This window comes from Streptomyces sp. B15 (assembly GCF_018070605.1).
Classification (GTDB): Bacteria; Actinomycetota; Actinomycetes; order Streptomycetales; family Streptomycetaceae; genus Streptomyces; species Streptomyces smyrnaeus.
This window is the reverse complement of the sequence record NZ_JAGPXJ010000016.1, coordinates 88,033-109,615: the sequence shown is the minus strand read 5'-3', so window position 1 is coordinate 109,615 and position 21,583 is coordinate 88,033. Positions and strand designations below refer to the sequence as shown.

Here is a 21,583-nt window from a genome sequence, read left to right as displayed (position 1 = left end):
CGGTGTGGGTCGATTGCGGGGCCGGGCCCCGGGGTGCACCTTCCGCGCCGGGGGGCCCGGCCCGTTCTCGTGGAGCAAAAGGGCACCCCCACCCGTGAGGGTGAGGGTGCCCTTTTGCCGTCGGCGCCGTGAGGGCGGCGCTCAGCGCTTGCGGAGGCGGAACGTCAGGGACAGGGCCTCGTCCTCGAAGGTGGGGCCCTCCACCTCGTTCGGATCGCCCTGGGCGAACTCCTCGGCGAGGACCTCCTCGGCGATGAGGAAGGTGTGCTCGGCCAGGGCGCGGGCCACCTCCTCGTCGTCGGACTGCCAGCGCAGCTCGATCCGGTCGGCGACATCGAGCCCGGAGTTCTTACGGGCCTCCTGGATGAGCCGGATGGCATCGCGGGCCAGGCCCGTGCGCCGCAGCTCGGGGGAGATCTCCAGATCGAGCGCGACGGTGGCGCCCGAGTCGGAGGCCACCGACCAGCCCTCCCGGGGCGTCTCGGTGATGATGACCTCCTCCGGGCCGAGGGCGACGGTCTCGCCGTTCACCTGCACGGTGGCGGTGCCCTCCCGCAGGGCCACCGACAGGGCGGCGGCGTCGGCCTCGGCGATGGCCTTGGCGACGGTCTGGGTCTCCTTGCCGAACCGGCGGCCCAGCGCCCGGAAGTTGGCCTTGGCCGTGGTGTCGACGAGCGAGCCGCCGACCTCCGAGAGGGAGGCGAGCTGCTCGACGTTCAGCTCCTCCGTGATCTGGGTGCGCATCTCGGGGGAGAGGGTCTCGAAGCCGTGCGCGGCGATGAGCGCGCGGGACAGCGGCTGGCGGGTCTTGACGCCGGACTCGGCGCGCGAGGCGCGGCCCAGCTCCACCAGCCGGCGCACCAGCAGCATGTCCTGGGACAGCTCGGGGTCGATACGGCTGAGGTCGGCCTGCGGCCAGGAGGTCAGATGGACCGAGTCGGGGGCCCCTGGGGTGACCGGGACGACGAGGTCCTGCCAGACGCGCTCGGTCAGGAACGGGGTGATCGGCGCCATCAGCCTGGTGACCGTCTCGATCACGTCGTGCAGCGTACGCAGCGCCGCGGCGTCGCCCTGCCAGAAGCGGCGGCGGGAGCGGCGGACGTACCAGTTGGACAGGTCGTCGACGAAGGTGGACAGCAGCTTGCCGGCGCGCTGGGTGTCGTAGCCGTCCATGGCGAGGGTGACCTGGTCGATCAGGGCGTGCAGTTCGCTCAGCAGCCAGCGGTCCAGCAGCGGGCGCTTGTGCGGCGCCGGGTCGGACTCGGAGGGCGCCCAGCCGGCCGTGCGGGCGTAGAGGGCCTGGAAGGCGACCGTGTTCCAGTACGTCAGCAGGGTCTTGCGGACGACTTCCTGGATGGTGCCGTGGCCGACCCGGCGCGCGGCCCAGGGGGAGCCGCCCGCGGCCATGAACCAGCGCACCGCGTCCGCGCCGTGCTGTTCCATCAGCGGGATGGGCTCCAGGATGTTACCCAGGTGCTTGGACATCTTGCGGCCGTCCTCGGCGAGGATGTGGCCGAGGCAGACGACGTTCTCGTACGACGACTTGTCGAACACGAGGGTGCCGACAGCCATCAGGGTGTAGAACCAGCCGCGGGTCTGGTCGATGGCCTCCGAGATGAACTGCGCCGGATAGCGCTTCTCGAACAGCTCCTTGTTCTTGTACGGGTAGCCCCACTGGGCGAAGGGCATGGAGCCGGAGTCGTACCAGGCGTCGATGACCTCCGGGACGCGCTCCGCCTCCAGCGTGCAGCCCTCGGTGGGGCAGCCGAAGGTGACCGCGTCGATGTAGGGGCGGTGCGGGTCGAGGCCCGACTGGTCGCTGCCGGACAGCTCGCTCAGCTCGGCCAGCGAGCCGACACAGGTGAGGTGGCCCTCCTCGCAGCGCCAGATGGGCAGCGGTGTGCCCCAGTAGCGGTTGCGGGACAGCGCCCAGTCGATGTTGTTGTCGAGCCAGTCGCCGTAGCGGCCGTGCTTGACCGAGTCGGGGAACCAGTTGGTCGCCTCGTTCTCCCGCAGCAGCGCTTCCTTGACCTGCGTCGTGCGGATGTACCAGGACGGCTGCGGGTAGTAGATGAGGGCCGTGTGGCAGCGCCAGCAGTGGGGGTAGCTGTGTTCGTAGGCCACGTGCCGGAACAGGATGCCGCGGGCCTCCATGTCCGCCACCAGGGCCTCGTCGGCCTTCTTGAAGAACTGGCCGCCGACCAGGTCCAGGTCGGGCTCGAAGGTGCCGTCCGAGCGGACGGGCACCACCGGGGAGATCCCGTTGGCGCGGGCCACCCGGAAGTCGTCCTCACCGAAGGGCGCCAGGTGCACCATGCCGGTGCCGTCCTCGGTGGTGACATAGGTGTCGTTGACGACGAAGTGCGCATCGGGGATGTCGACCAGCTCGAAGGGGCGCTGGTAGTGCCAGCCGTTCATCTCCCGGCCCGTGTAGCGCTCGCCCGTGATGTGCCAGCCTTCCCCGAGCGCCTTGTCCACCAGCGGCTCGGCGACGAGGATCTTGTCGGTGCCGTCGGAGGCGACGACATAGGTGACGTCCGGGTGCGTGGCCACGGCCAGGTTGGAGACCAGCGTCCAGGGCGTGGTCGTCCACACCATCAAGGACGCCTCGCCGGCCAGCGGGCCGGAGGTGAGCGGCATCCGGACGTAGACGGAGGGGTCCACCACCGTCTCGTAGCCCTGCGCCAGCTCGTGGTCGGACAGGCCGGTGCCGCAGCGGGGGCACCAGGGAGCGACGCGATGGTCCTGGACCAGCAGGCCCTTGGTGAAGATCTGCTTGAGCGACCACCAGACCGACTCGATGTACTCGGGGTTCATCGTGCGGTAGGCGTCGTCCAGGTCGACCCAGTAGCCCATCCGGGTGGTCAGCTCGGCGAAGGCGTCGGTGTGGCGGGTCACCGACTCGCGGCACTTGGCGTTGAACTCGGCGATGCCGTAGTTCTCGATGTCCTGCTTGCCGTTGAAGCCCAGCTCCTTCTCCACGGCCAGCTCGACCGGCAGGCCGTGGCAGTCCCAGCCGGCCTTGCGGGCCACGTGGTAGCCGCGCATGGTGCGGAAGCGGGGGAAGACGTCCTTGAAGACGCGGGCCTCGATGTGGTGCGCTCCCGGCATGCCGTTCGCGGTGGGCGGGCCCTCGTAGAAGACCCACTCGGGGCGCCCTTCGGACATCTCGAGGCTGCGGGCGAACACCTTGCTCTCGCGCCAGAAGTCGAGCACCGCGCGCTCCAGCGCGGGCAGGTCGACCTGGGCGGGCACCTGGTTGTATTGCATCGGCGGGTCTTCTTCCTCCGGCGGACATCGGGAAGATGCTGCGCGTCTTCGCTTCCGTCGGAGGGACGAGCTCGCCTGCCTGGCCGGCTGCGGACCCGCGGTACCACCCTCCTTGACGGCGGGCCGTGCCCACCGCCCCCTCATTGGGACAGCGCTGCCGGTTCTACTCGCCCGGAGGGGTTGCGCTCCTTCGGGTTTTCTTCCGGCGGCTCCGGGGTGATCTTCACGCCGCGCTCGCCTCCGGGCTCCCACCGTCCCCGGATCGCTCTGGGCTGCTCACGGACGCTACTCGTCCCCATCGACGCCTTTCGCCGTCCCCAGTGTACGGGGATTCGCCCGCGGCAACGGACCGGTTTTCGAGCGCCCGGGCGGGGCACAAAGGTTGCAGACCGGCGTGCCCCGTTGCCGTGTGCTTGAAGTCGATTTATCGTTCCGGTCACGTTTCGCGAGCAAGATCACAAAATGTGAAGGGGCCGCGGTCATGGTGGCGGAGGAGAGCGCCGCGAAGAAGACGGCAGCATCGAAGAAGGCCACAGACGCCGGGGACAGGACCGCGGCAGCGAAGAAGGTTCCCGGCAAGGCGGCTCCGGCGAAGAAGTCGGTCGCCAAGAAGGTACCGGCCAAGAAGGCATCGGCGAAGAAGGCGGGGGCGAAGAAGGCACCGGCGAAGAAGGCTCCGGCGAAGAAGGCCGCGGCGAAAAGGACCGCGGGGGAACGGGCGGCGGCGGAAGTGACGGCGGCCGAGGCGGCAGCGGACCGGCCGGAAGGCGTCGCACAGGCGCCCGACGAGCAGGCCGCGCAGACGACGACGGGAGCAGGGACGGTGGCTGCGAAGAAGACTCCGGCGGTGACGGAGGCCGAGGCGGTGCCCTCGGCGCGGAGCGGGGTGGGCTCGGCGGCCCCCGGCGAACTGCCGGTACGCCCGGACGAGGACCCCTGGACGCCGGAAGAGGTCGAGGAGGCGCGCTCGGGGCTGCGGGACGAGGCCGGGCGGCTGCGACAGGAGATCGTCTCCGCCGAGGAGGCGCTCAGCGGTCTGATGCGGGACTCGGGCGACGGCGCCGGTGACGACGACGCCGACACCGGGACCAAGAACATCACCCGCGAACACGAGATGGCGCTGGCCGCCAACGCGCGCGAGATGCTCTATCAGAGCGAGCGGGCGCTGGAGCGGCTGGACGCGGGGACGTACGGGCTGTGCGAGAACTGCGGCAAGCCCATCGGGAAGGCCAGGATGCAGGCGTTTCCGCGGGCCACGCTGTGCGTGGAGTGCAAGCAGAAGCAGGAGCGCCGCTGATCGCGGGTCAACGCCGTGACCGTCGCCGTCCGCGTGTGTCGTACCCTCAAAGCGTGACTGAGGTGGAGCGGCCTGTCGATGGCCCCGACGACAGCGCGGCCGGCGGCGGCGAGGACGAGCGCACGGAAGAGGAGTCTTCCGCTCCGGAGCGGCGCAGGCGCCGGATCGGTGTGCTGGTCTCGGTGGCCGGGCTCGCTCTGGCGCTGGATCTGGTCAGCAAGCTGCTGGTGGTCGCCAAGCTGGAGAACCACGCGCCGATCGAACTGCTCGGCTCCTGGCTCCAGCTGAACGTCATCCGCAACCCCGGCGCCGCCTTCGGCCTGGGCGAGGCGCTGACGCTGCTGCTGACCGCCATCGCGGTGACCGTCGTGGTGGTGATCGCGCGGATCGCCCGCAAGCTCTACAGCACCCCCTGGGCGATCGCGCTCGGACTGCTGCTGGGCGGTGCGTGCGGCAATCTGACCGACCGCATCTTCCGCGCGCCGGGCGTCTTCCAGGGCGCCGTCGTGGACTTCATCGCGCCCAAGCACTTCGCCGTCTTCAACCTCGCCGACTCGGCCATCGTGTGCGGCGGCATCCTGATCGTGCTGCTCTCCTTCCGCGGCCTGGACCCGGACGGGACCGTCCACCGGGACTGAGCCCCACCGGGCCCGGCGCCGTCGCCGCGGCGTTCAGCCGCCGTGACCGCCGTCGCGGGGAACCTCGACCCGCACGCCGTAGGCGCCCTCGTCCCCGCCGCCGGTGACGGTGATCCGTATGCCGCCCGGAAAGGTGTGGCTCTCGCCGGGGGCGAAGGGCGCGTCCGACATCTCGGCCAGTTCGGTGGGCAGCCGGCCCGCGCAGGCGGCCCCGCCGCTGCTGCGGGGCCGGGAGTCGACGACGCGGACGGGCCCCTCACCGGTGGGCTTGGCGGAGTCGACGGTGTAGAGGAGTACGCCCTCCGCGCAGATGTCCTGGTCCAGGCCGGAGCGGGTGCGCGCCTCGGCGACGATCGCGCGGTGCCTGCCCGTCCGTATGACGGTCAGGCCCGCGTCGGTGGAGCTGACCGGGGAGAGGGAGTGCTCGGTGGTGCCGGCCGAGGTGACGCAGCCGACCCGGGAGCGGGGCAGCCAGCCGAACTTCCACTTGTGCCAGCCCAGCAGGTCGGAGATCCCGGCCATGCTCATGGTGTCCCAGCCGCCCGCGTACTCGACGGAGGCGTTCTCGGAGACGTTGTAGAGGTCGGGCAGGCCGTAGAGGTGGTGGGCCTCGTGCACGAAGTTGCCCCGCTGCCACAGCGCCGAGTCGGAGGCGCGGCCGAAGATCAGTGCCGCTCCGTGCACCCGGGTGCCCGCTGCCCTGAGCCCGTCGAAGGTGTGGGCCTGGGAGACGGTCGGTGCGGCGGGCAGATTGCTGTCGGCGACGATGAAGACGAGATCGGCGCCGTGCACGTCGGTGCCCTGGCGCTGTGCGGCCTCGAGCGCGTCCTGGACGTAGCCGCGCATCAGACCGGTCGGGATGCCGCGGGTGATCCCGTAGGAGGACCACGGCCGCGGCATGCGTATCCAGTCGGAGCTGGACCGGGTCTCCAGCCGGTACTTCCCGAACGAGGCCCGGTCCCAGAAGCGGTTGCCGTACCGGGAGAAGAAGCGGGCGCGCTCCCGGGCCGGAGTCACCGCGGGGTGGTCGCTGAAGTCGACCATCAGCATCAGCGCCCGCTTGTGGCCCTGGGGGTGTACATAGGCGGAGTCGAGCGGGCCCTCGTCGGTGCCGGTGCCGGGTGCTATGGCGCAGGGGCCCGAGATACCGGCGGCTGCCGCCGTCTCGATCGGGGTCACGGTGAGGCAGGCGGTGGCCAGCGCGGTGGCCACCGCCAGCGCGCGCCGACGGGTGGGGCTGCGGCGTATGCCGGACTTCGCGCCGGCCTCCGGCGCGGAGTGCTTCGGTGTCCTGCGCGGCGTCATCGGCCATTCCCTCCGGTTTCGCTCGCCGGTCCCGAGGCTGTTGTCACACCGTCGGCCCAGGGAGGGCCCGTCGCACTCCGGGGAGGGCTGCGCGAGTGAGGCGGTTCGCGGCGGAGCCGTCCGCGCGGGACCGCGGAGGGCGCGGAGGGCGCCCGGACGGTGTTCCGCCTACCGCCGACCAGGCGACGTGCGGTGGGTACCTGGCCGTCCGGCATACTCGATCAGGTGAGCACGCTTCCTGAAACCCGCACCCTGCCCGTACCCGACGGCCTCGAAGGCGAGCGCGTCGATGCCGCGCTCGCCCGGATGTTCGGCTTCTCGCGGACCAAGGCGGCGGAACTGGCCGCGGGCGGGAAGGTGCTGCTGGACGGGGCACCGGCGGGCAAGTCCGACCGGGTGCAGGGCGGGGCCTGGATCGAGGTCGAGATGCCCAGGCAGGCGCAGCCGGTACAGATCGTCGCCGAGCCGGTCGAGGGCATGGAGATCGTCCATGACGACGACGACATCGTGGTGATCGTCAAGCCGGTGGGTGTCGCGGCCCATCCCAGCCCGGGCTGGAGCGGCCCCACCGTCATCGGCGGGCTGGCCGCCGCCGGGTACACCATCGCCACCTCGGGCGCCGCCGAGCGGCAGGGCATCGTGCACCGGCTGGACGTGGGCACCTCGGGGCTGATGGTCGTCGCCAAGTCCGAGCGGGCCTACACGCTGCTCAAGCGGCAGTTCAAGGAGCGCACCGTCGACAAGCGCTACCACGCGCTCGTCCAGGGCCACCCCGACCCGCTCAGCGGCACCATCGACGCCCCCATCGGCCGTCACCCGCAGCACGACTACAAGTGGGCGGTCACCTCCGACGGCAAGCCCTCGGTGACCCACTACGACCTGATCGAGGCGTTCCGCGCCGCCAGCCTGCTCGACATCAAGCTGGAGACCGGCCGCACCCACCAGATCCGGGTGCACATGGCCGCCCACCGGCACCCCTGCGTGGGCGACCTCACCTACGGCGCCGACCCGACGCTGGCCAAACGGCTGCGGCTGGAGCGCCAGTGGCTGCACGCGGTGCGGCTCGGCTTCGAGCACCCGGGCGACGGGAGCCGGGTCGAGTACGAGAGTGCCTACCCGGCGGATCTGCAGGCCGCACTGGACAAGGTGCGCGCCGAGAGCTCCTGATCCATGGATCAGCTCGCCCTCTTCTTCGCCCTGCTGCTCGCCGCCGTGCTGATGGTCCCGCTGGGGGACAAGCTCAAGCTGCCCTCGCCGGTGCTGATGACGATCTTCGGCGGGATACTGGCGCTGATCCCCTCCATCCCGAACGTCTCGCTGCCGCCCGAGTACATCCTGCCGCTGGTGCTGCCGCCGCTGATCTACGCGGCGGCCCAGCGCACCTCCTGGCGGCAGTTCGCGGCGAACAAGCGGCCGATCTTCCTGATGGCCGTCGCGCTGGTCTTCGTCACCACCGCCGCGGTGGCGGCCGTCGCCAATGCGCTGGTACCCGCGCTCGGTGTCGCCGGGGCCGTGGCGCTGGGCGCACTGGTGGCGCCGCCCGACCCGGTGGCCGCCACCGCCGTCGCCGGGAACCTCGGGCTGCCTCGGCGGCTGGTCTCCGCACTGGAGGGCGAGGGCCTGTTCAACGACGTGACGGCGATCACCCTCTATCACGTCGCCATCGCCGCCGCCGTGACGGGCTCGTTCTCGCTGCCCGTCGCCGTGGGCGAACTGGTGCTCTCCGCGGTGGTGGCCGTCGCCGTCGGGCTGGGGCTCGGCTGGCTCACCGGCAAGCTGATGGTCTACCTCGGCGACGCCACCTTGCAGAGCGGGCTGAGCCTGTTGGTGCCGTTCGCCTCCTACGTGCTCGCCGAGGAGCTGATGGGTTCGGGAGTGCTCGCCGTGCTGACGACGGCGCTCTACCTGGCGTCCGGACACGCGGTGGACGCGGACGACGTACAGGGCAGGCTGGCCGGACAGACGTTCTGGCAGATCGTGGACACCCTGGTCACCGGTATCGCGTTCGGGCTGATCGGGCTCGAACTGCACACCATCTTCGGCACCGTCCAGGAGGACTGGCGGCAGCTGCTGCCGGCGGCTCTCGCCGTCGTCGGTGTCGTGGTCGTCCTGCGGCTGCTGTGGCTGCTGCCCTCCGCCTGGCTGGCGCAACGGCTGCACCAGCGCAAGGACCTGGACGAGGACATCCCGCGCAACTGGCGGGAGACCGTCGTGGTGTGGTGGGCCGGGATGCGCGGGGTGGCCTCGGTCGCGCTGGCGCTGGCCGTCCCGCTGTCCGTCGAGCCGGAGGCCGGGGGCGGCGCGTTTCCCGGCCGGGAGGCGATCATCTTCATCGCCTTCGCGGTGGTGATCGTGACCTTGATCTTCCAGGGGCTGACGCTGCCCAGGCTGGTGCGGCGGCTGAAGGTGCAGTCCGACAGCGCCGCCGAGCGTGAGCTGGAGCGGCAGCTGGCGCTGCGGGTCGCCAAGGCGGCCCGCAAGCGGCTCAAGGAGATCGAAGAGGTCGAGGAGTTGCCCGAAGAGGTCTCCGAGGCGCTGGTGCGCCGGGCCTGGGACGTGGGCGCGCGGATCTCCCCCGAGATCGTCGGTGAGGAGCGCCGGGCCGCGCACAGCAAGCGGGTGGCCCGGGCGCAGAAGATCCGGCGGCTCCAGGGCGAGCTGCTCTCGGCCGCCCGGCACGAGGTGATCGCCGCGCGCGGCGAGGCAGGTGTCGACCCGGAGGTGGTGGACCGGGTGTTGCACCAGCTCGATGTCCGCAGCTTCCGGGGGACCTGAGCCGGATTGCGGCCGGACTGCGGCCGGGGCCCGGCCGCGCGCGGGCTAGACCAGCTTCTCCTGCTGGATGTACCGGATGCCCGGCAGCGCCTGAGGGTGGTAGGTCTTCAGCCAGGTGATCAGCTGCTCGCGGAGCGCGCAGCGCAGCGTCCACAGGTCGTCCGAGGAGCGTGCGGTCACCGCGACCCGTACCTCGATCGTGGTGGGTGTGCTGTCGGTGACCACCACGCTCCAGCTGCGTCCGTCCCACTCGTCGCTCGCCCGCACCAGCTCCTCCGTCTTGGCGCGCAGCTCCGCGACGGGGGCCGTGTGGTCGAGTTGGAGATAGACGGTGCCGGTCATCTGCGCGCCGCCGCGCGACCAGTTCTCGAACGGCTTGTTGGTGAAGTAGGAGACCGGCATCGTGATCCGGCGCTCGTCCCAGGTGAGGATCACCAGGTAGGAGACGGTGATCTCCTCGACCGTGCCCAGCTCGCCGTCCACCACGACCTCGTCGCCGATCCGCACCATGTCGCCGAAGGCGATCGACAGCCCGGCGAACAGATTGCCCAGCGTCGACTGGGCGGCGATACCGGCGACGATCCCCAGCACACCGGCCGAGGCCAGCATCGAGGTGCCGAACGTCTTCATACCGGGGAACTGGAGCAGCACCGCCGCCACCGCGATCACCGTCACCACGGCGGTGATCAGCCGCCGGATCAGCGTGAGCTGGGTGCGCACCCGTCGGCCCCGCGCCGGGTCGTGGGTGGCGCCCGCGTACCGGGTGGCGATCGTCTCGGTTATCGCGGCGACGAGCCGCAGGATCAGCCAGGCCGAGGCCGCGACCAGGACGATGGTCAGCCAGCGGTCGACACCGGCTCTGTGGTTCTTGGCCAGTTCGGTGCTGTCGAAGAAGGCGCTGACCAGCGCGACGAACATGACCGCCTGGAACGGGAAGCGGCCGCTGCGCAGCAGCCCCCACATCGGGGTCTCCGGGTGGCGGGCGTCCAGGCGCACCATCAGCCGGTCGACGGCCCAGGCGAGGATGTACGAGAGCACGATCGCGCCACCGAAGACGATGACGGGCCGGAGCACGTTCTCCATGGTCGTCCTACTCCTCGCTTTCCTGGCAGCGGCCCCCGGTCGCGGTACCGGGGCGGACCGGGCCGCGCGGGGGCTGCCCAAGGACCACGGACGACCGTACCTGGCACCATGTGGAGTACCCGGCTCCAGGGCTCACACCGGGGGCCCTTTGTGAAGGAAGTGACATTTCAGTGGCACCCGTAGCGATCGTTCTCCTCCACTCCGTGTGCGGGCTCACCGCGGACGTACGCGCCGCGGCGGAGCGGCTCCGCGCCGCGGGGCACGAGGTGGTGACCCCCGACCTCTTCGACGGCCGGACCGCTTCCTCGGTGGAGGAGGGGATGCGCATGCGTGAGGAGGAGGGCAGCCCCGACCGCGACGAGCTGCTGCGGCGGGCCGTCGCCGCCACGGCGCCCCACTCCGACAAGGGCCTCGTCTATGCGGGCTTCTCGCTGGGCGGCTCCATCGCCCAGACCCTCGCGCTGGCGGACGAGAAGGCGCGCGCCCTGGTGCTGTTCTCCGGGACGTCGGACATTCCGGAGAGCGCCGCGGTGGACGGCCTCCCCGTACAGCTGCACGTCGGGGACCCGGACGCCTTCGAGCCGCACGACTGGCTGACCGCCTGGTATCTGCGGATGCAGCGCGCCGGCGCCGATGTGGAGGTGCACCGCTATCCGGGAGCCGCGCACCTGTACACCCATGCCGAGCTGCAGGACTACGACGAGGAGGCGGCCGAGCGCACCTGGCGCACGGTGCTGGGCTTCCTGGACACGCTGTAGGCGACGGCCTCAGCGCTCGCAGCGCCCCGTGCCCCGGCCCTTGTCCGGAGCGCAGATGTAGCCGCGGTCGGCGGCGCTGCCGCTGACGTAGCGGCCCACGCACTGGTCCGAGGACGCCAGGCCCCGCTCGCCGCACCAGTCGGCCGCGGCCCGGCCGTCGGAGAAGCCGCCGGAGGGGCCCGGGTGGTAGAACATCCAGTACCCCGGACGCAGTGAGGCGTGGCGGTCGCTGTCGATGTAGCGCACGCCGTCGGCCTTGCGGCTCAGCGCGGCGTGCATCTTGTCGCGTGCGCCGGTGCCGTCCGCCTTGGCGACCGAGCCCAGCTGTGCGACCCAGGTGTCGTCGGGCGTGCCCGGCCCGGTGGGGGATTCCGTGTCCGTGGGGGAGGCGGTGGGCTCCTTCGCCGGCTGCTCGCTCTTCTCCGCCTCCGGGTCCTTCTCCTCTTGCTGTTGCTTGTGCCTCTTCCCCTTCTCCTCCGTCTCCTCCATCTCCTTCGTCAGGGTGGGGCGAGCAGTGGGCTTGCCGTCGTCGGCGGCCGATGTGTCGTCTGGCCGCGTCAGCAGGAACACCCCGCCGGCGACGAGGACGGCAGCCACCACGGCCGCGCAGACGGCCGACGCGGCGCGGCCCCGCCGCCGGCCCCGGGCGTCTCCGTCGATGTGCGCGGGGGGTGGCGGAGGCGCGGAGGGCGCGCGGACGGGCAGCGACGTCTCGGTCGGCAGATACGGCGCCGCCTGGCGCCCCGAGGCGACCTGGTCCAGCATCCGTTCCAGTTCCGCCGCGTCGGGCCGGGCCGCCGCGTCCCGGACGAGTACGGCCCGCAGCACCGGGCCGAGGGCTCCGCTGCGCTCCGGCGGCGGCACCGGATCGTCGAGGACCGCGGCGATGGTGGCCAGCGTGGTGGCGCGGCGCAGCGGGCTGCGGCCCTCCGTGCACATGTACAGCGTCAGCCCCAGCGACCACAGATCACCGGCCGGTTCGTCGATCCCCCGGATGCGCTCCGGGGCGATGAACTCCGGTGAGCCCAGGAACTCCCCCGTCGCCGTCACCGTGGCGGAGCCCTGGAGCGCGGCGATACCGAAGTCGGTGAGCACCGCCGAACCGTCCGCGCGCAGCAGCACATTGCCGGGCTTCACATCGCGGTGCTGGATGCCCGCCGCGTGCGCCGTACGCAGCGCGGAGAGCATCTCGCGACCGAGCCGCGCCGCCTCCTGCGGGGTCAACGGGCCTTGCCGCAGCCGCTGTTCCAGCGAGGGGCCGTCCACCAGCTCCATCACCAGCCACGGGAAGGGTCCCTCGTCCACGATGTGGTGGATCGTCACCACGTGCGGATGGCTGAGCCGGGCGAGGGCGCGGGCCTCGCGCAGTACCCGCTCGCGCAGCGCCCGGGACCCGGCCGACCCGTCCAGCGCCGCGTCGGGGTCGCCGGGGTCGGCGGCCGGGGGCCGGACCTCCTTGAGCGCCACTTCGCGGTGCAGCGCCACATCCCGGGCCCGCCACACGGTGCCCATGCCCCCGGCCCCGAGCCGCTCCAGCAGCTCGAAACGCCCGTCGACGACCTGTCCGCGCCTGCCGCGCCCTCCCCCTGTCATGGGCTCAGCGTACGGCGCCGATGGCTCAGCGCACCGGCTGATATGTCCGCTCGACGCGCTGCGAGCCGGCGGTGGTGCGATAGGAGCGGCGCAGGGTGGCGGTGGCGTGCGCGTCGGTCTTGTCGGAGAGGACGTAGTAGTCCATCTGCGTCCGCGTCGCGTCCACGTCCAGCACCCCGAAGCCGTGCGAGTCCATGTCGACCCAGCGCACATGGCGGTTGGCGGCGCGTACGGCGGCCTCGGCGATGCCCGAGAGGGTGTCGGGAGCCACCCGCAGGGTGTCGTCGAGGTTGTCGGAGGTGACGGAGGTGATGACGAACTCGGTGGCGACCGGCGGCTCGTGGGGGTGGTCGGCGGCGCGCAGCGGCACCTCGTTGGCCCAGTTCATATGGATGTCGCCGGTCAGGAAGACGGTGTCGGTGACGCGGTTGTCGCGCAGGTGGGTGAGGAGTTCCCGCCGGTCGTCGGTGTAGCCGTCCCACTGGTCGGTGTTGACGGCCAGCCCTTCCCGGGGAACGCCCAGACACGCGGCGAGCGGACCGAGGAACTTGGCGGGGACCGAGCCGAACGCCACCGGGGAGATCATCACCGGGTTGCCGACCAGCTTCCACCGGGCCGGGGAGCCGGCCAGGCCCTTCTTCAGCCAGTCGAGCTGTCCGCGCCCGGTCAGTGTCCGGTCCGGGTCGTCGATGTCCTTGCCGTCGCCCACGGTCGGCTGGGCGTCGCGGAACGAGCGCAGATCCAGCAGGTGCAGCTCGGCCAAGCTGCCGAAGCGCAGTTTCCGGAAGGTGGTGCCCGCGGTGGAGGGCCGTACCGGCATCCATTCGAAGTACGCCTGCTTCGCCGCCGCCGTCCGCTGCGCCCAGTCGCCCTCGGCCGCCGGGTCGTGGTTGACGGCGCCGCCCGACCAGGCGTTGTCGGCCAGCTCGTGGTCGTCCCAGATGGCGATCAGCGGGTGCGCCGCGTGCATGGCCTGCAGATCGGGGTCCGACTTGTAGTGGCCGTGCCGCACCCGGTAGTCGGCGAGCGAGACGATCTCGTGCGGGGGCATGGTGGTCCGGACGACGGCGTCCCCCGCGGGGTACTCGCCGTGCCCGTACTCGTAGAGGTAGTCGCCCAGGTGCAGCACCGCGTCCAGATCGGTACGGGCCGCCAGGTGCCGGTAGGAGGCGAAGTAGCCGCCCTCGTAGTTGGCGCAGGAGACCACCCCGAGGCGGAGCCGGGCGACCTGGGCGCTCTCGGCGGGCGCGGTGCGGGTGCGGCCGGTGGGGGAGTGGGCGCCTTCGGCCGTGAACCGGAAGAAGTAGGGGGTGGCCGGGCGCAGCCCGCGCACATCGGCCTTGACGGTGTGGTCGGTTGCGGCCTCGGCCAGCACCGTGCCGCGCGCCACGACGGTGCCGAACTCCCGGTCCCGGGCCACCTCCCAGCCCACCTCGACGGGGGCGCCCTTGCCCGAGCCGGGCACGGCGCCGGGCCCGGGGGTGACCCGGGTCCACAGCAGCACCCCGTCCGGGAGGGGGTCGCCCGAGGCGACACCGTGCGCGAACGAGGGGCCCGCCTCGGCCGCCCCGGCACTGGGCGCGGCGCCGGCCAGCGGCAGCAGCGCGGCGCCGGCCGCGCCGGCGACCACGGCCCGGCGCCGCGGAGCGGTCACCGGGCCGTGGGGCAGGGCCTGTTCGGTTGTCGGGGAGTCGGTTCTCGCGGAGTGAGTAGAAGTCACGGACCGGCATGCTACGCATCAGTAGGAACGAGGGGCAGACCGCAGCGGTAAGGAGGGGCGGACCGCGTGCGAAATGCGGTCCGCCCCTCGTCGCCCACGGCTGTGCGTCGGCTACTTCTTCTCGTCCTTGCCCGACTTCAGATCCACGCCCAGGTCCTTGAGCTTGCCGGGCACGTCCTGCGGCTGCACCTGCTCACCGTCGATCTTGATGGTGGGGGTGGACTGGATCTCGGAGCCGTTGAAGCTGGCGATCATGTCCTTGGCCCACTTGGTGTACTTCTTGCCCTTGACGGCCTTCTCGAACGCCTTGTTGTCCTTCAGCTCCGGGACCGTGTCCGAGACCTTGAGCAGGTAGTCGTTGTCGGCGAACTTGTCCTCCTGCTCGTTGGGGTGCCACTTGGCCGAGTACAGCTGCGCCTTGTAGTCCGCGAACGCCTTGACGCTCACGGCCTTGGCGGCGCCCAGTGCCCGCGCCGCGTTCCGGGAGCCGGAGCCGCCCATGTTGCCGTCGATGATCGCGCCGAGGTGGACGCGCAGCTTGTACTTGCCCTCCTCGGCGCCCTTCTGGAGCGGCTCGCCCATCGCCTGCTCGAAGCTGGCGCAGGCCGGGCAGCGCAGGTCCTCGTAGACGTCGATGGTCTTCTCCGCCTTGGCTCCCCCGGTGGTGACGGCCATGTCGTCACCGCTGGAGTCCTGGTCGTTCAACTTGGCGACGAAGATGCCGATACCGGCCACCACGGCCAGCACCGCGACCACCGAAAGCCCGACCAGCAACTGCCGCCGCGTCCGCTCCTTCTTGGCCTGCTTCTCCCGCTCGAGGCGCAGCCGCTCGCGGGCGGCGCGCTTGGCTTCCTGGCTGTTGCGCTTGCTCATGACTGTTCTTCTCCGTTGTTCCGTACGCGAAGGGAAACCTGCTCAGACCGCCGGTGCCACGGCGGTGAGCGCGGGCGGCCCGCGACGGTGTACGGAGTGGGTCAGCAACGGCAGCGCCCGGGGCCCGCTCGCGCTCGGCGCGCGCCGGGGCAGAGCCGGACCGGTGGTCTTCCGACTGGCGCGGAAGGTGCGGCAGACGGCCACCGCGGCGCGCAGCGGCCGGAAGGCGGTGGCCGCCGTGGTGCGCAGCAGCCGGGCGAGTGCCGCCTCACCGCGCCGCAGCCACAGGGCGGCCAGCAGGCCCACCCCGACGTGCGCGGCCAGCAGCAGCCAGGGCAGTGCCGCGCCCGGCACCCCGTGGACGCCCGGCGGGTACGCGCCGGCCTCGCCGCCCCGCGCGGCCATCCGCGCCAGGGGGGTACCGACGCTGCCGCCGCCGCACAGCAGATCGACGCCGACCGAGCGCAGCGGCCCGGTCACCGGACCGCCCGTCTGCCCGTAGCAGGCGTGCTGGCCGGTGGTGAAGACGGTGTCGGCCGCCAGCTCCAGCGGGATCAGCAGCGCCGCGATCCGGGCGAAGCTCCGCTCCCGCCCGGCCAGCGCGAAGGCCAGGCAGAAGATCACTGCCGAGACGACCAGGAACGGGCGCAGCGGGACGGGGGAGCCCGACAGCATCACGTGGGCGCCGGAGGACAGGGTGACGCACAGCGCGGTGAACAGCACCGCCCGTGTTGCCCTCGTCCCTGTCGCTCCCATGGGGTCCGAGTGTGCCATGGGATGGCGTAAGCGATCCCTAAGAGGCCGGAATCAGGGGCCGGGACCCGGCTGTGAAGGGCGGGGGTTCATCGCCGGGCCCGACCCTGATGCCGGATTCCGAGAGGCGGCCCCGGGCGTCGACCCGGAGTCGAGTCGCCTCGGACCGCGTGGTCAGACGCCGGGGATCCGGCCGTTGCGGAACAGGTCCACGAAGATCTGGTGGTCCCGGCGGGCCCTGGCGCCGTAGGTGTGGGCGAAGTCCACCAGCATCTCGCGGAAGCCGGCCTCGTCCGCCGAGATCGCCGCATCGATGGCGCGCTCGGTGGAGAACGGGACCAGGCTGTGGCCGCTCTCGGCCTCGTCCGCAGCCGCGTGCATGGTGGCCGTGGCACGGGCGAGGTCCGCCGTGACCTGAGCGATCTCGTCCGGGTCCGACAGGTCCGACCAGTCCAGGTCCACCGCGTAGGGCGAGACCTCCGCCACCAGCTGGCCGGTGCCGTTCAGCTCCGTCCAGCCGAGCCAGGGGTCGGCGTGGGACTGGAGGGCGCGCTGCGAGATGACGGTGCGGTGGCCCTCGTGCCGGAAGTAGTCGCGCACCGCCTGGTCGGTGATGTGCCGCGAGACGGCGGGGGTCTGCGCCTGCTTCATATAGATGACCAGATCGTTCTCCAGGGCGTCGCTGTGGCCCTCCAGCAGGATGTTGTACGAGGGCAGCCCCGCGCTGCCGATGCCGATACCGCGGCGGCCCACCACGTCCTTGACGCGGTGGGCGCCGTGCCGCTCGCGGTCGTCGTTGCGCGGGAGGGTCTCCAGATAGGCGTCGAAGGCGTCCAGGACCGCCGTCCTGGTCTCCTTGTCCAGTTCGATGGAGCCGCCGCCCGGGGTGAAGCGCCTCTCCCAGTCGCGGATCTCGGTCATGGTGCCCAGCAGCCCGAAGCGGGTGTTGGCGCGGGCGGCGCGCAGTGCGTCCAGCACCGGTCCGCGTGCGGTCTCCAGGGTCAGGGTGGGGGACTCGGTCTCGGCGGCGCCGGAGGCCATGGCGCGGATGCGGTCGCGGTAGGCGTCGGCGTAGGTGGTCACCAGCGCGGTGATCTGCTCGTCACTGAGCGCCTTGCTGTAGCCCAGCAGCGCGACGGAGGCAGCGAAGCGCTTGAGGTCCCAGGTGAAGGGGCCGACGTAGGCCTCGTCGAAGTCGTTGACGTTGAACAGCAGCCTTCCGTTGGCGTTCATGTAGGTGCCGAAGTTCTCGGCGTGCAGATCGCCGTGTATCCACACCCGGCTGGTGCGCTCGTCCAGGAAGGGGCCGCCGTTCCGCTCCTCGTGCAGGTCGGAGTAGAACAGGCAGGCGGTGCCGCGGTAGAAGGCGAACGCGGAGGCGGCCATCTTGCGGAACTTCGTACGGAAGGCCGCCGGATCGGCGGCGAGGAGGTCGCCGAACGCGGTGTCGAAGACTCGCAGGATGGTCTCGCCGCGCTCTGCTGCCTGGCCTGCCGTGGTCATGGGTGCGCTCCGTGGGGCGGTAGGGGACTGAACCGGTGTAGGACGAATCGAGTGTCCAACGTACGCCGACGGAGCGAGGTGCCCGGTCGGTTCCCGGCGGGCCGTCGGCCGGACGGCTCTTCGGCGGTTGTCGGTACCGGGTCGTAGACTCCTGAGCCGCCCCACACAACCCGCGCCCGGAGGTGGCCTTCGTCGTGACAGACAAGCCCTTCACACATCTGCATGTGCACACGCAGTACTCGCTCCTCGACGGCGCAGCCCGGCTGAAGGACATGTTCAACGCCTGCAATGAAATGGGCATGTCGCATATCGCGATGACCGACCACGGGAATCTGCACGGGGCCTACGACTTCTTCCACTCCGCAAAGGACGCCGGGGTCACCCCGATCATCGGCATCGAGGCGTATCTGGCCCCCGACCACCGCAGGAACACCCGCCCGGTCAAGTGGGGCACCCCGCACCAGAAGCGGGACGACGTGTCGGGCAACGGCGCCTACACCCATATGACGATGTGGGCCCGGAACGCCACGGGGCTGCACAACCTCTTCCGCGCCCAGTCGCGCGCCAGCCTGGAGGGCTTCTTCCGCAAGCCCAGGATGGACCGCGAGCTGCTCGCCGAGTACGCCGAGGGCCTGATGGCGACCACCGGCTGCCCCTCCGGGGAGGTGAGCACCAAGATCCGTCTCGATATGGAGGACGAGGCCCTCAAGGCCGCCGGGGAGTACCAGGACATCTTCGGCAAGGAGAACTTTTTCGTCGAGCTGATGGACCACGGCATCGACATCGACAAGCGAGCCAGGGACGGCCTGGAGCGCATCGCGAAGAAGATCAACGCCCCCTTCATCGTCACCAACGACTCGCACTACACCTACGAGCGCGAAGCGGCGGCGCACGACACCCTGCTGTGCATCCAGACGGGCAGCAACCTCTCCGACCCGGACCGCTTCAGCTTCGACGGCGCCGGCTACTACCTCAAGTCGGCCGCGGAGATGTACGGCATCGACTCCTCGGACGCCTGGCAGTCCGGCTGCCGCAACACCCAGCTGCTGGTCGCCGAGCGCATCGAGACCGAGGGCATGTTCGAGCCCAAGAACCTGATGCCCAAGTTCGAGGTGCCCGAGGGGTACGACGAGATCTCCTGGTTCCGCGAGGAGGTCCGGCTCGGCATGGCCCGCCGCTACCCGGACGGCGTCCCCCAGGACCGCCAGGAGCTGGCGGAGTACGAGATGAAGGTCATCATCGACATGGGCTTCCCGGGGTACTTCCTCGTGGTCGCCGACTTTATCAACTGGGCCAAGGACAACGGCATCGCGGTCGGCCCGGGCCGTGGCTCGGCGGCGGGCTCGATCGTCTCGTACGCCATGGGCATCACCGACCTCGACCCGGTGACCCACGGTCTGATCTTCGAGCGGTTCCTCAACCCCGAGCGCGTCACCATGCCCGACGTCGACATCGACTTCGACGAGCGCCGGCGCGGCGATGTGATCCGCTATGTCACGGAGAAGTACGGCGCCGACAAGGTCGCCATGATCGGCACCTACGGCACCATCAAAGCCAAGGCCGCCATCAAGGACGCCTCCCGGGTACTGGGCTACCCCTACGCGATGGGGGACCGGATCACCAAGGCGATGCCCGCCGACGTGCTCGGCAAGGGCATCCCGCTCTCCGGTATCACCGACCCCAACCACCCCCGCTACAGCGAGGCGGGCGAGGTCAGGTCGATGTACGAGAACGAGCCGGACGTCAAGAAGGTCATCGACGCGGCCATGGGCATCGAGGGCCTGGTGCGCCAGATGGGTATGCACGCCGCCGGCGTGATCATGTCCAGCGAGCCGGTCATCGACCACGCCCCGATCTTCTCGCCGAAGAACGACGGCACGGTCGTCACCCAGTGGGACTACCCCAGCTGTGAGGCGCTGGGCCTGCTGAAGATGGACTTCCTGGGGCTGCGCAACCTCACCATCATGGACGACGCGGTCAAGATGATCCGCAAGAACAAGGGCGTCGACCTCAAGCTCCTCGATCTGCCGCTGGACGACCCCAAGACCTTCGAGCTGCTGTGCCGCGGTGACACACTCGGCGTCTTCCAGTTCGACGGCGGCCCGATGCGCTCCCTGCTGCGCATGATGAAGCCCGACCACTTCGAGGACATCTCCGCCGTCTCGGCGCTGTACCGCCCGGGCCCGATGGGGATGAACTCCCACATCAACTACGCGCTGCGGAAGAACGGCCAGCAGGAGATCACTCCGATCCACCCGGAGCTGGAGGAGCCTCTCAAAGAGGTCCTCGACATCACCTACGGCCTGATCGTCTACCAGGAGCAGGTGCAGAAGGCCGCCCAGGTGCTCGCCGGCTACTCGCTGGGCCAGGCCGACCTGCTGCGCCGGGCCATGGGCAAGAAGAAGAAGGAGGTTCTCGACAAGGAGTTCGTGAACTTCCAGAAGGGCATGCGGGACAACGGCTACTCCGACGCCGCCGTCCAGGCCGTCTGGGACGTCCTGGTGCCCTTCGCCGGCTACGCCTTCAACAAGGCGCACTCCTCCGCCTACGGCCTGGTCACCTACTGGACGGCCTACCTCAAGGCCAACTACCCGGCCGAATACATGTCCGCGCTGCTCACCTCGGTGCGCGACGACAAGGACAAGTCGGCGGTCTATCTCAACGAGTGCCGCAAGATGGGCATCAAGGTGCTGCCGCCGAACGTCAATGAGTCGGAGGCGAACTTCACCTCGAAGGATGACTCCACGATCGTCTTCGGTCTCACGGCCGTGCGGAACGTGGGCCAGAACGTGGTCGACTCGATCGTCAAGTGCCGCAAGGCCAAGGGGAAGTACTCCTCCTTCCCCGACTTCCTGGACAAGGTCGAGGCCGTCGTCTGCAACAAGCGCACCGTCGAGTCGCTGATCAAGGCCGGCGCGTTCGACGAGATGGGACACACCCGCAAGGGCCTCACCGCCCAGTTCGAGCCGATGATCGACAACGTGGTGCAGGTCAAGCGCAAGGAGGCCGAAGGCCAGTTCGACCTCTTCGGCGACCTCGGCCAGGACGACGCCGCCGACTCGGGGCCCGGCTTCGGGCTGGACGTGCAGTTCTCCGACGAGGAGTGGGACAAGACCTATCTGCTCGCCCAGGAGCGGGAGATGCTCGGTCTCTACGTCTCCGACCATCCGCTCTTCGGTCTGGAGCACGTGCTCAACGAGAAGGCCGACGCCGCCATCGCGCAGCTGACCGGCGGCGACTACTCCGACGGCTCCATCGTGACGATCGGCGGGATCATCTCCGGCCTCCAGCGCAAGATGACCAAGCAGGGCAACGCCTGGGCCATCGCCACCGTGGAGGACCTGGCGGGCTCCATCGACTGCATGTTCTTCCCCGCCACCTACCAGCTGGTCTCCACCCAGCTGGTGGAGGACGCGATCGTCTTCGTCAAGGGCCGCCTCGACAAGCGGGAGGATGTGCCGCGGCTGGTCGCCATGGAGCTGCAGGTGCCCGATCTGAGCGAGGCGTCGGCCTCCGCACCGGTGACCATCACGATCCCGAGCGTGAAGGTCACCCCGCCTCTGGTCGAGAAGCTCGGCGATGTGCTCACCCAGCACCGCGGATCCAGTGAGGTACGCGTCCGGCTGGAGGGAGCGCGCAAGACGACGGTCCTGCGCCTGGACCGTCACCGGGTGACCCCGGACCCCGCCCTGTTCGGCGATCTGAAGGAGCTGCTGGGCCCCTCCTGCCTCGCGGGTTGACCGTCCGGGCCCCGTCCCCGGGGCGGGGTCCGCCGGGCCCCGCCCCGGGGACGAAGCGGGCGCGGCCCTCAGTTGTGGCCGAAGCGGCGCTCTCTCACCTTGCGGCTGACGTCTGCGGGGGTGCGCTCCGCGGCGGCGGACTTGGCGCGCTCCCGCTCGCGCCGCTGCTCCTCGGCGGTGCGGGCCTGCCGTGGCTGCTGACGGTTCTTGTTCTTTGCCATGATCGCCTCCTGCGATGGAGCGCCGCCTCCGGAGAGGGAGCTCCGTCTCCCGTG

At 70.7% G+C, this 21,583-nt stretch carries 15 protein-coding genes; 6 read left to right on the top strand and 9 right to left on the bottom strand.

Going from position 1 to position 21,583, the window contains the following annotated elements; all coding sequences use genetic code 11:
- Positions 1-141: 141 nt before the first annotated feature.
- A complete protein-coding gene (ileS, locus tag KBY19_RS10635; protein WP_210956021.1) occupies positions 142-3,270 on the bottom strand; it encodes an isoleucine--tRNA ligase in 3,129 nt (1,042 codons plus the stop codon).
- Between the two features lie 481 nt (positions 3,271-3,751).
- Here ileS and KBY19_RS10630 point away from each other — a divergent pair, with 481 nt between their 5' ends.
- Complete coding sequence (locus KBY19_RS10630; RefSeq protein WP_099879862.1) at positions 3,752-4,567, top strand: TraR/DksA C4-type zinc finger protein; 816 nt, start codon at positions 3,752-3,754, stop codon at positions 4,565-4,567.
- 62 nt (positions 4,568-4,629) lie between these two features.
- On the top strand, positions 4,630-5,205 hold the full coding sequence (gene lspA / locus KBY19_RS10625; RefSeq protein ID WP_099879860.1) for a signal peptidase II: 576 nt from the start codon (positions 4,630-4,632) through the stop codon (positions 5,203-5,205).
- Between the two features lie 33 nt (positions 5,206-5,238).
- Here the strand turns inward: lspA and KBY19_RS10620 are convergent, their stop codons facing one another.
- Positions 5,239-6,510 (bottom strand): peptidase M6, encoded by a 1,272-nt coding sequence (locus KBY19_RS10620; protein ID WP_210965647.1) that lies wholly within the window; start codon positions 6,508-6,510, stop codon positions 5,239-5,241.
- Between the two features lie 225 nt (positions 6,511-6,735).
- Between KBY19_RS10620 and KBY19_RS10615 the strand changes: the two genes are divergently transcribed.
- Positions 6,736-7,677 carry an RluA family pseudouridine synthase gene (locus KBY19_RS10615; RefSeq protein WP_210956024.1) on the top strand — a complete coding sequence of 314 codons (942 nt, stop codon included), beginning with the start codon at positions 6,736-6,738 and terminating at the stop codon, positions 7,675-7,677.
- A gap of 3 nt (positions 7,678-7,680) precedes the next feature.
- Positions 7,681-9,285 (top strand): Na+/H+ antiporter, encoded by a 1,605-nt coding sequence (locus tag KBY19_RS10610; protein WP_099879856.1) that lies wholly within the window; start codon positions 7,681-7,683, stop codon positions 9,283-9,285.
- A gap of 45 nt (positions 9,286-9,330) precedes the next feature.
- On the opposite strand, the gene KBY19_RS10605 is transcribed toward KBY19_RS10610, so the two are convergent.
- Complete coding sequence (locus KBY19_RS10605) at positions 9,331-10,368, bottom strand: mechanosensitive ion channel family protein (RefSeq protein WP_099879854.1); 1,038 nt, start codon at positions 10,366-10,368, stop codon at positions 9,331-9,333.
- A gap of 170 nt (positions 10,369-10,538) precedes the next feature.
- Here KBY19_RS10605 and KBY19_RS10600 point away from each other — a divergent pair, with 170 nt between their 5' ends.
- The gene (locus tag KBY19_RS10600; RefSeq protein WP_099879852.1) at positions 10,539-11,126 is read left to right on the top strand and encodes a dienelactone hydrolase family protein; all 588 of its coding nucleotides are present in this window, start codon (positions 10,539-10,541) and stop codon (positions 11,124-11,126) included.
- 9 nt (positions 11,127-11,135) lie between these two features.
- Here KBY19_RS10600 and KBY19_RS10595 read toward each other — a convergent pair whose 3' ends face one another.
- The 5 genes from KBY19_RS10595 to KBY19_RS10575 all read right to left on the bottom strand — a co-directional run bounded on the left by KBY19_RS10595 (position 11,136) and on the right by KBY19_RS10575 (position 17,568).
- The gene (locus KBY19_RS10595) at positions 11,136-12,719 is read right to left on the bottom strand and encodes a serine/threonine-protein kinase (RefSeq protein WP_210965646.1); all 1,584 of its coding nucleotides are present in this window, start codon (positions 12,717-12,719) and stop codon (positions 11,136-11,138) included.
- A gap of 25 nt (positions 12,720-12,744) precedes the next feature.
- On the bottom strand, positions 12,745-14,388 hold the full coding sequence (locus tag KBY19_RS10590; protein WP_247690841.1) for an alkaline phosphatase: 1,644 nt from the start codon (positions 14,386-14,388) through the stop codon (positions 12,745-12,747).
- Between the two features lie 162 nt (positions 14,389-14,550).
- Positions 14,551-15,312, bottom strand: coding sequence for a thioredoxin domain-containing protein (locus KBY19_RS10585; protein WP_099879848.1), 762 nt, complete (start codon positions 15,310-15,312; stop codon positions 14,551-14,553).
- A 42-nt stretch (positions 15,313-15,354) separates the two neighbouring features.
- Positions 15,355-16,068 (bottom strand): hypothetical protein, encoded by a 714-nt coding sequence (locus tag KBY19_RS10580; RefSeq protein WP_099886421.1) that lies wholly within the window; start codon positions 16,066-16,068, stop codon positions 15,355-15,357.
- A 171-nt stretch (positions 16,069-16,239) separates the two neighbouring features.
- Entirely contained in the window at positions 16,240-17,568 is a 1,329-nt protein-coding gene (locus tag KBY19_RS10575) for a DUF2252 domain-containing protein (protein WP_210965645.1), read from the bottom strand.
- A 194-nt stretch (positions 17,569-17,762) separates the two neighbouring features.
- Between KBY19_RS10575 and dnaE the strand changes: the two genes are divergently transcribed.
- Complete coding sequence (dnaE, locus tag KBY19_RS10570; RefSeq protein WP_099886420.1) at positions 17,763-21,308, top strand: DNA polymerase III subunit alpha; 3,546 nt, start codon at positions 17,763-17,765, stop codon at positions 21,306-21,308.
- Between the two features lie 68 nt (positions 21,309-21,376).
- On the opposite strand, the gene KBY19_RS10565 is transcribed toward dnaE, so the two are convergent.
- On the bottom strand, positions 21,377-21,529 hold the full coding sequence (locus tag KBY19_RS10565) for a hypothetical protein (protein WP_180289607.1): 153 nt from the start codon (positions 21,527-21,529) through the stop codon (positions 21,377-21,379).
- Positions 21,530-21,583 lie beyond the last annotated feature (54 nt).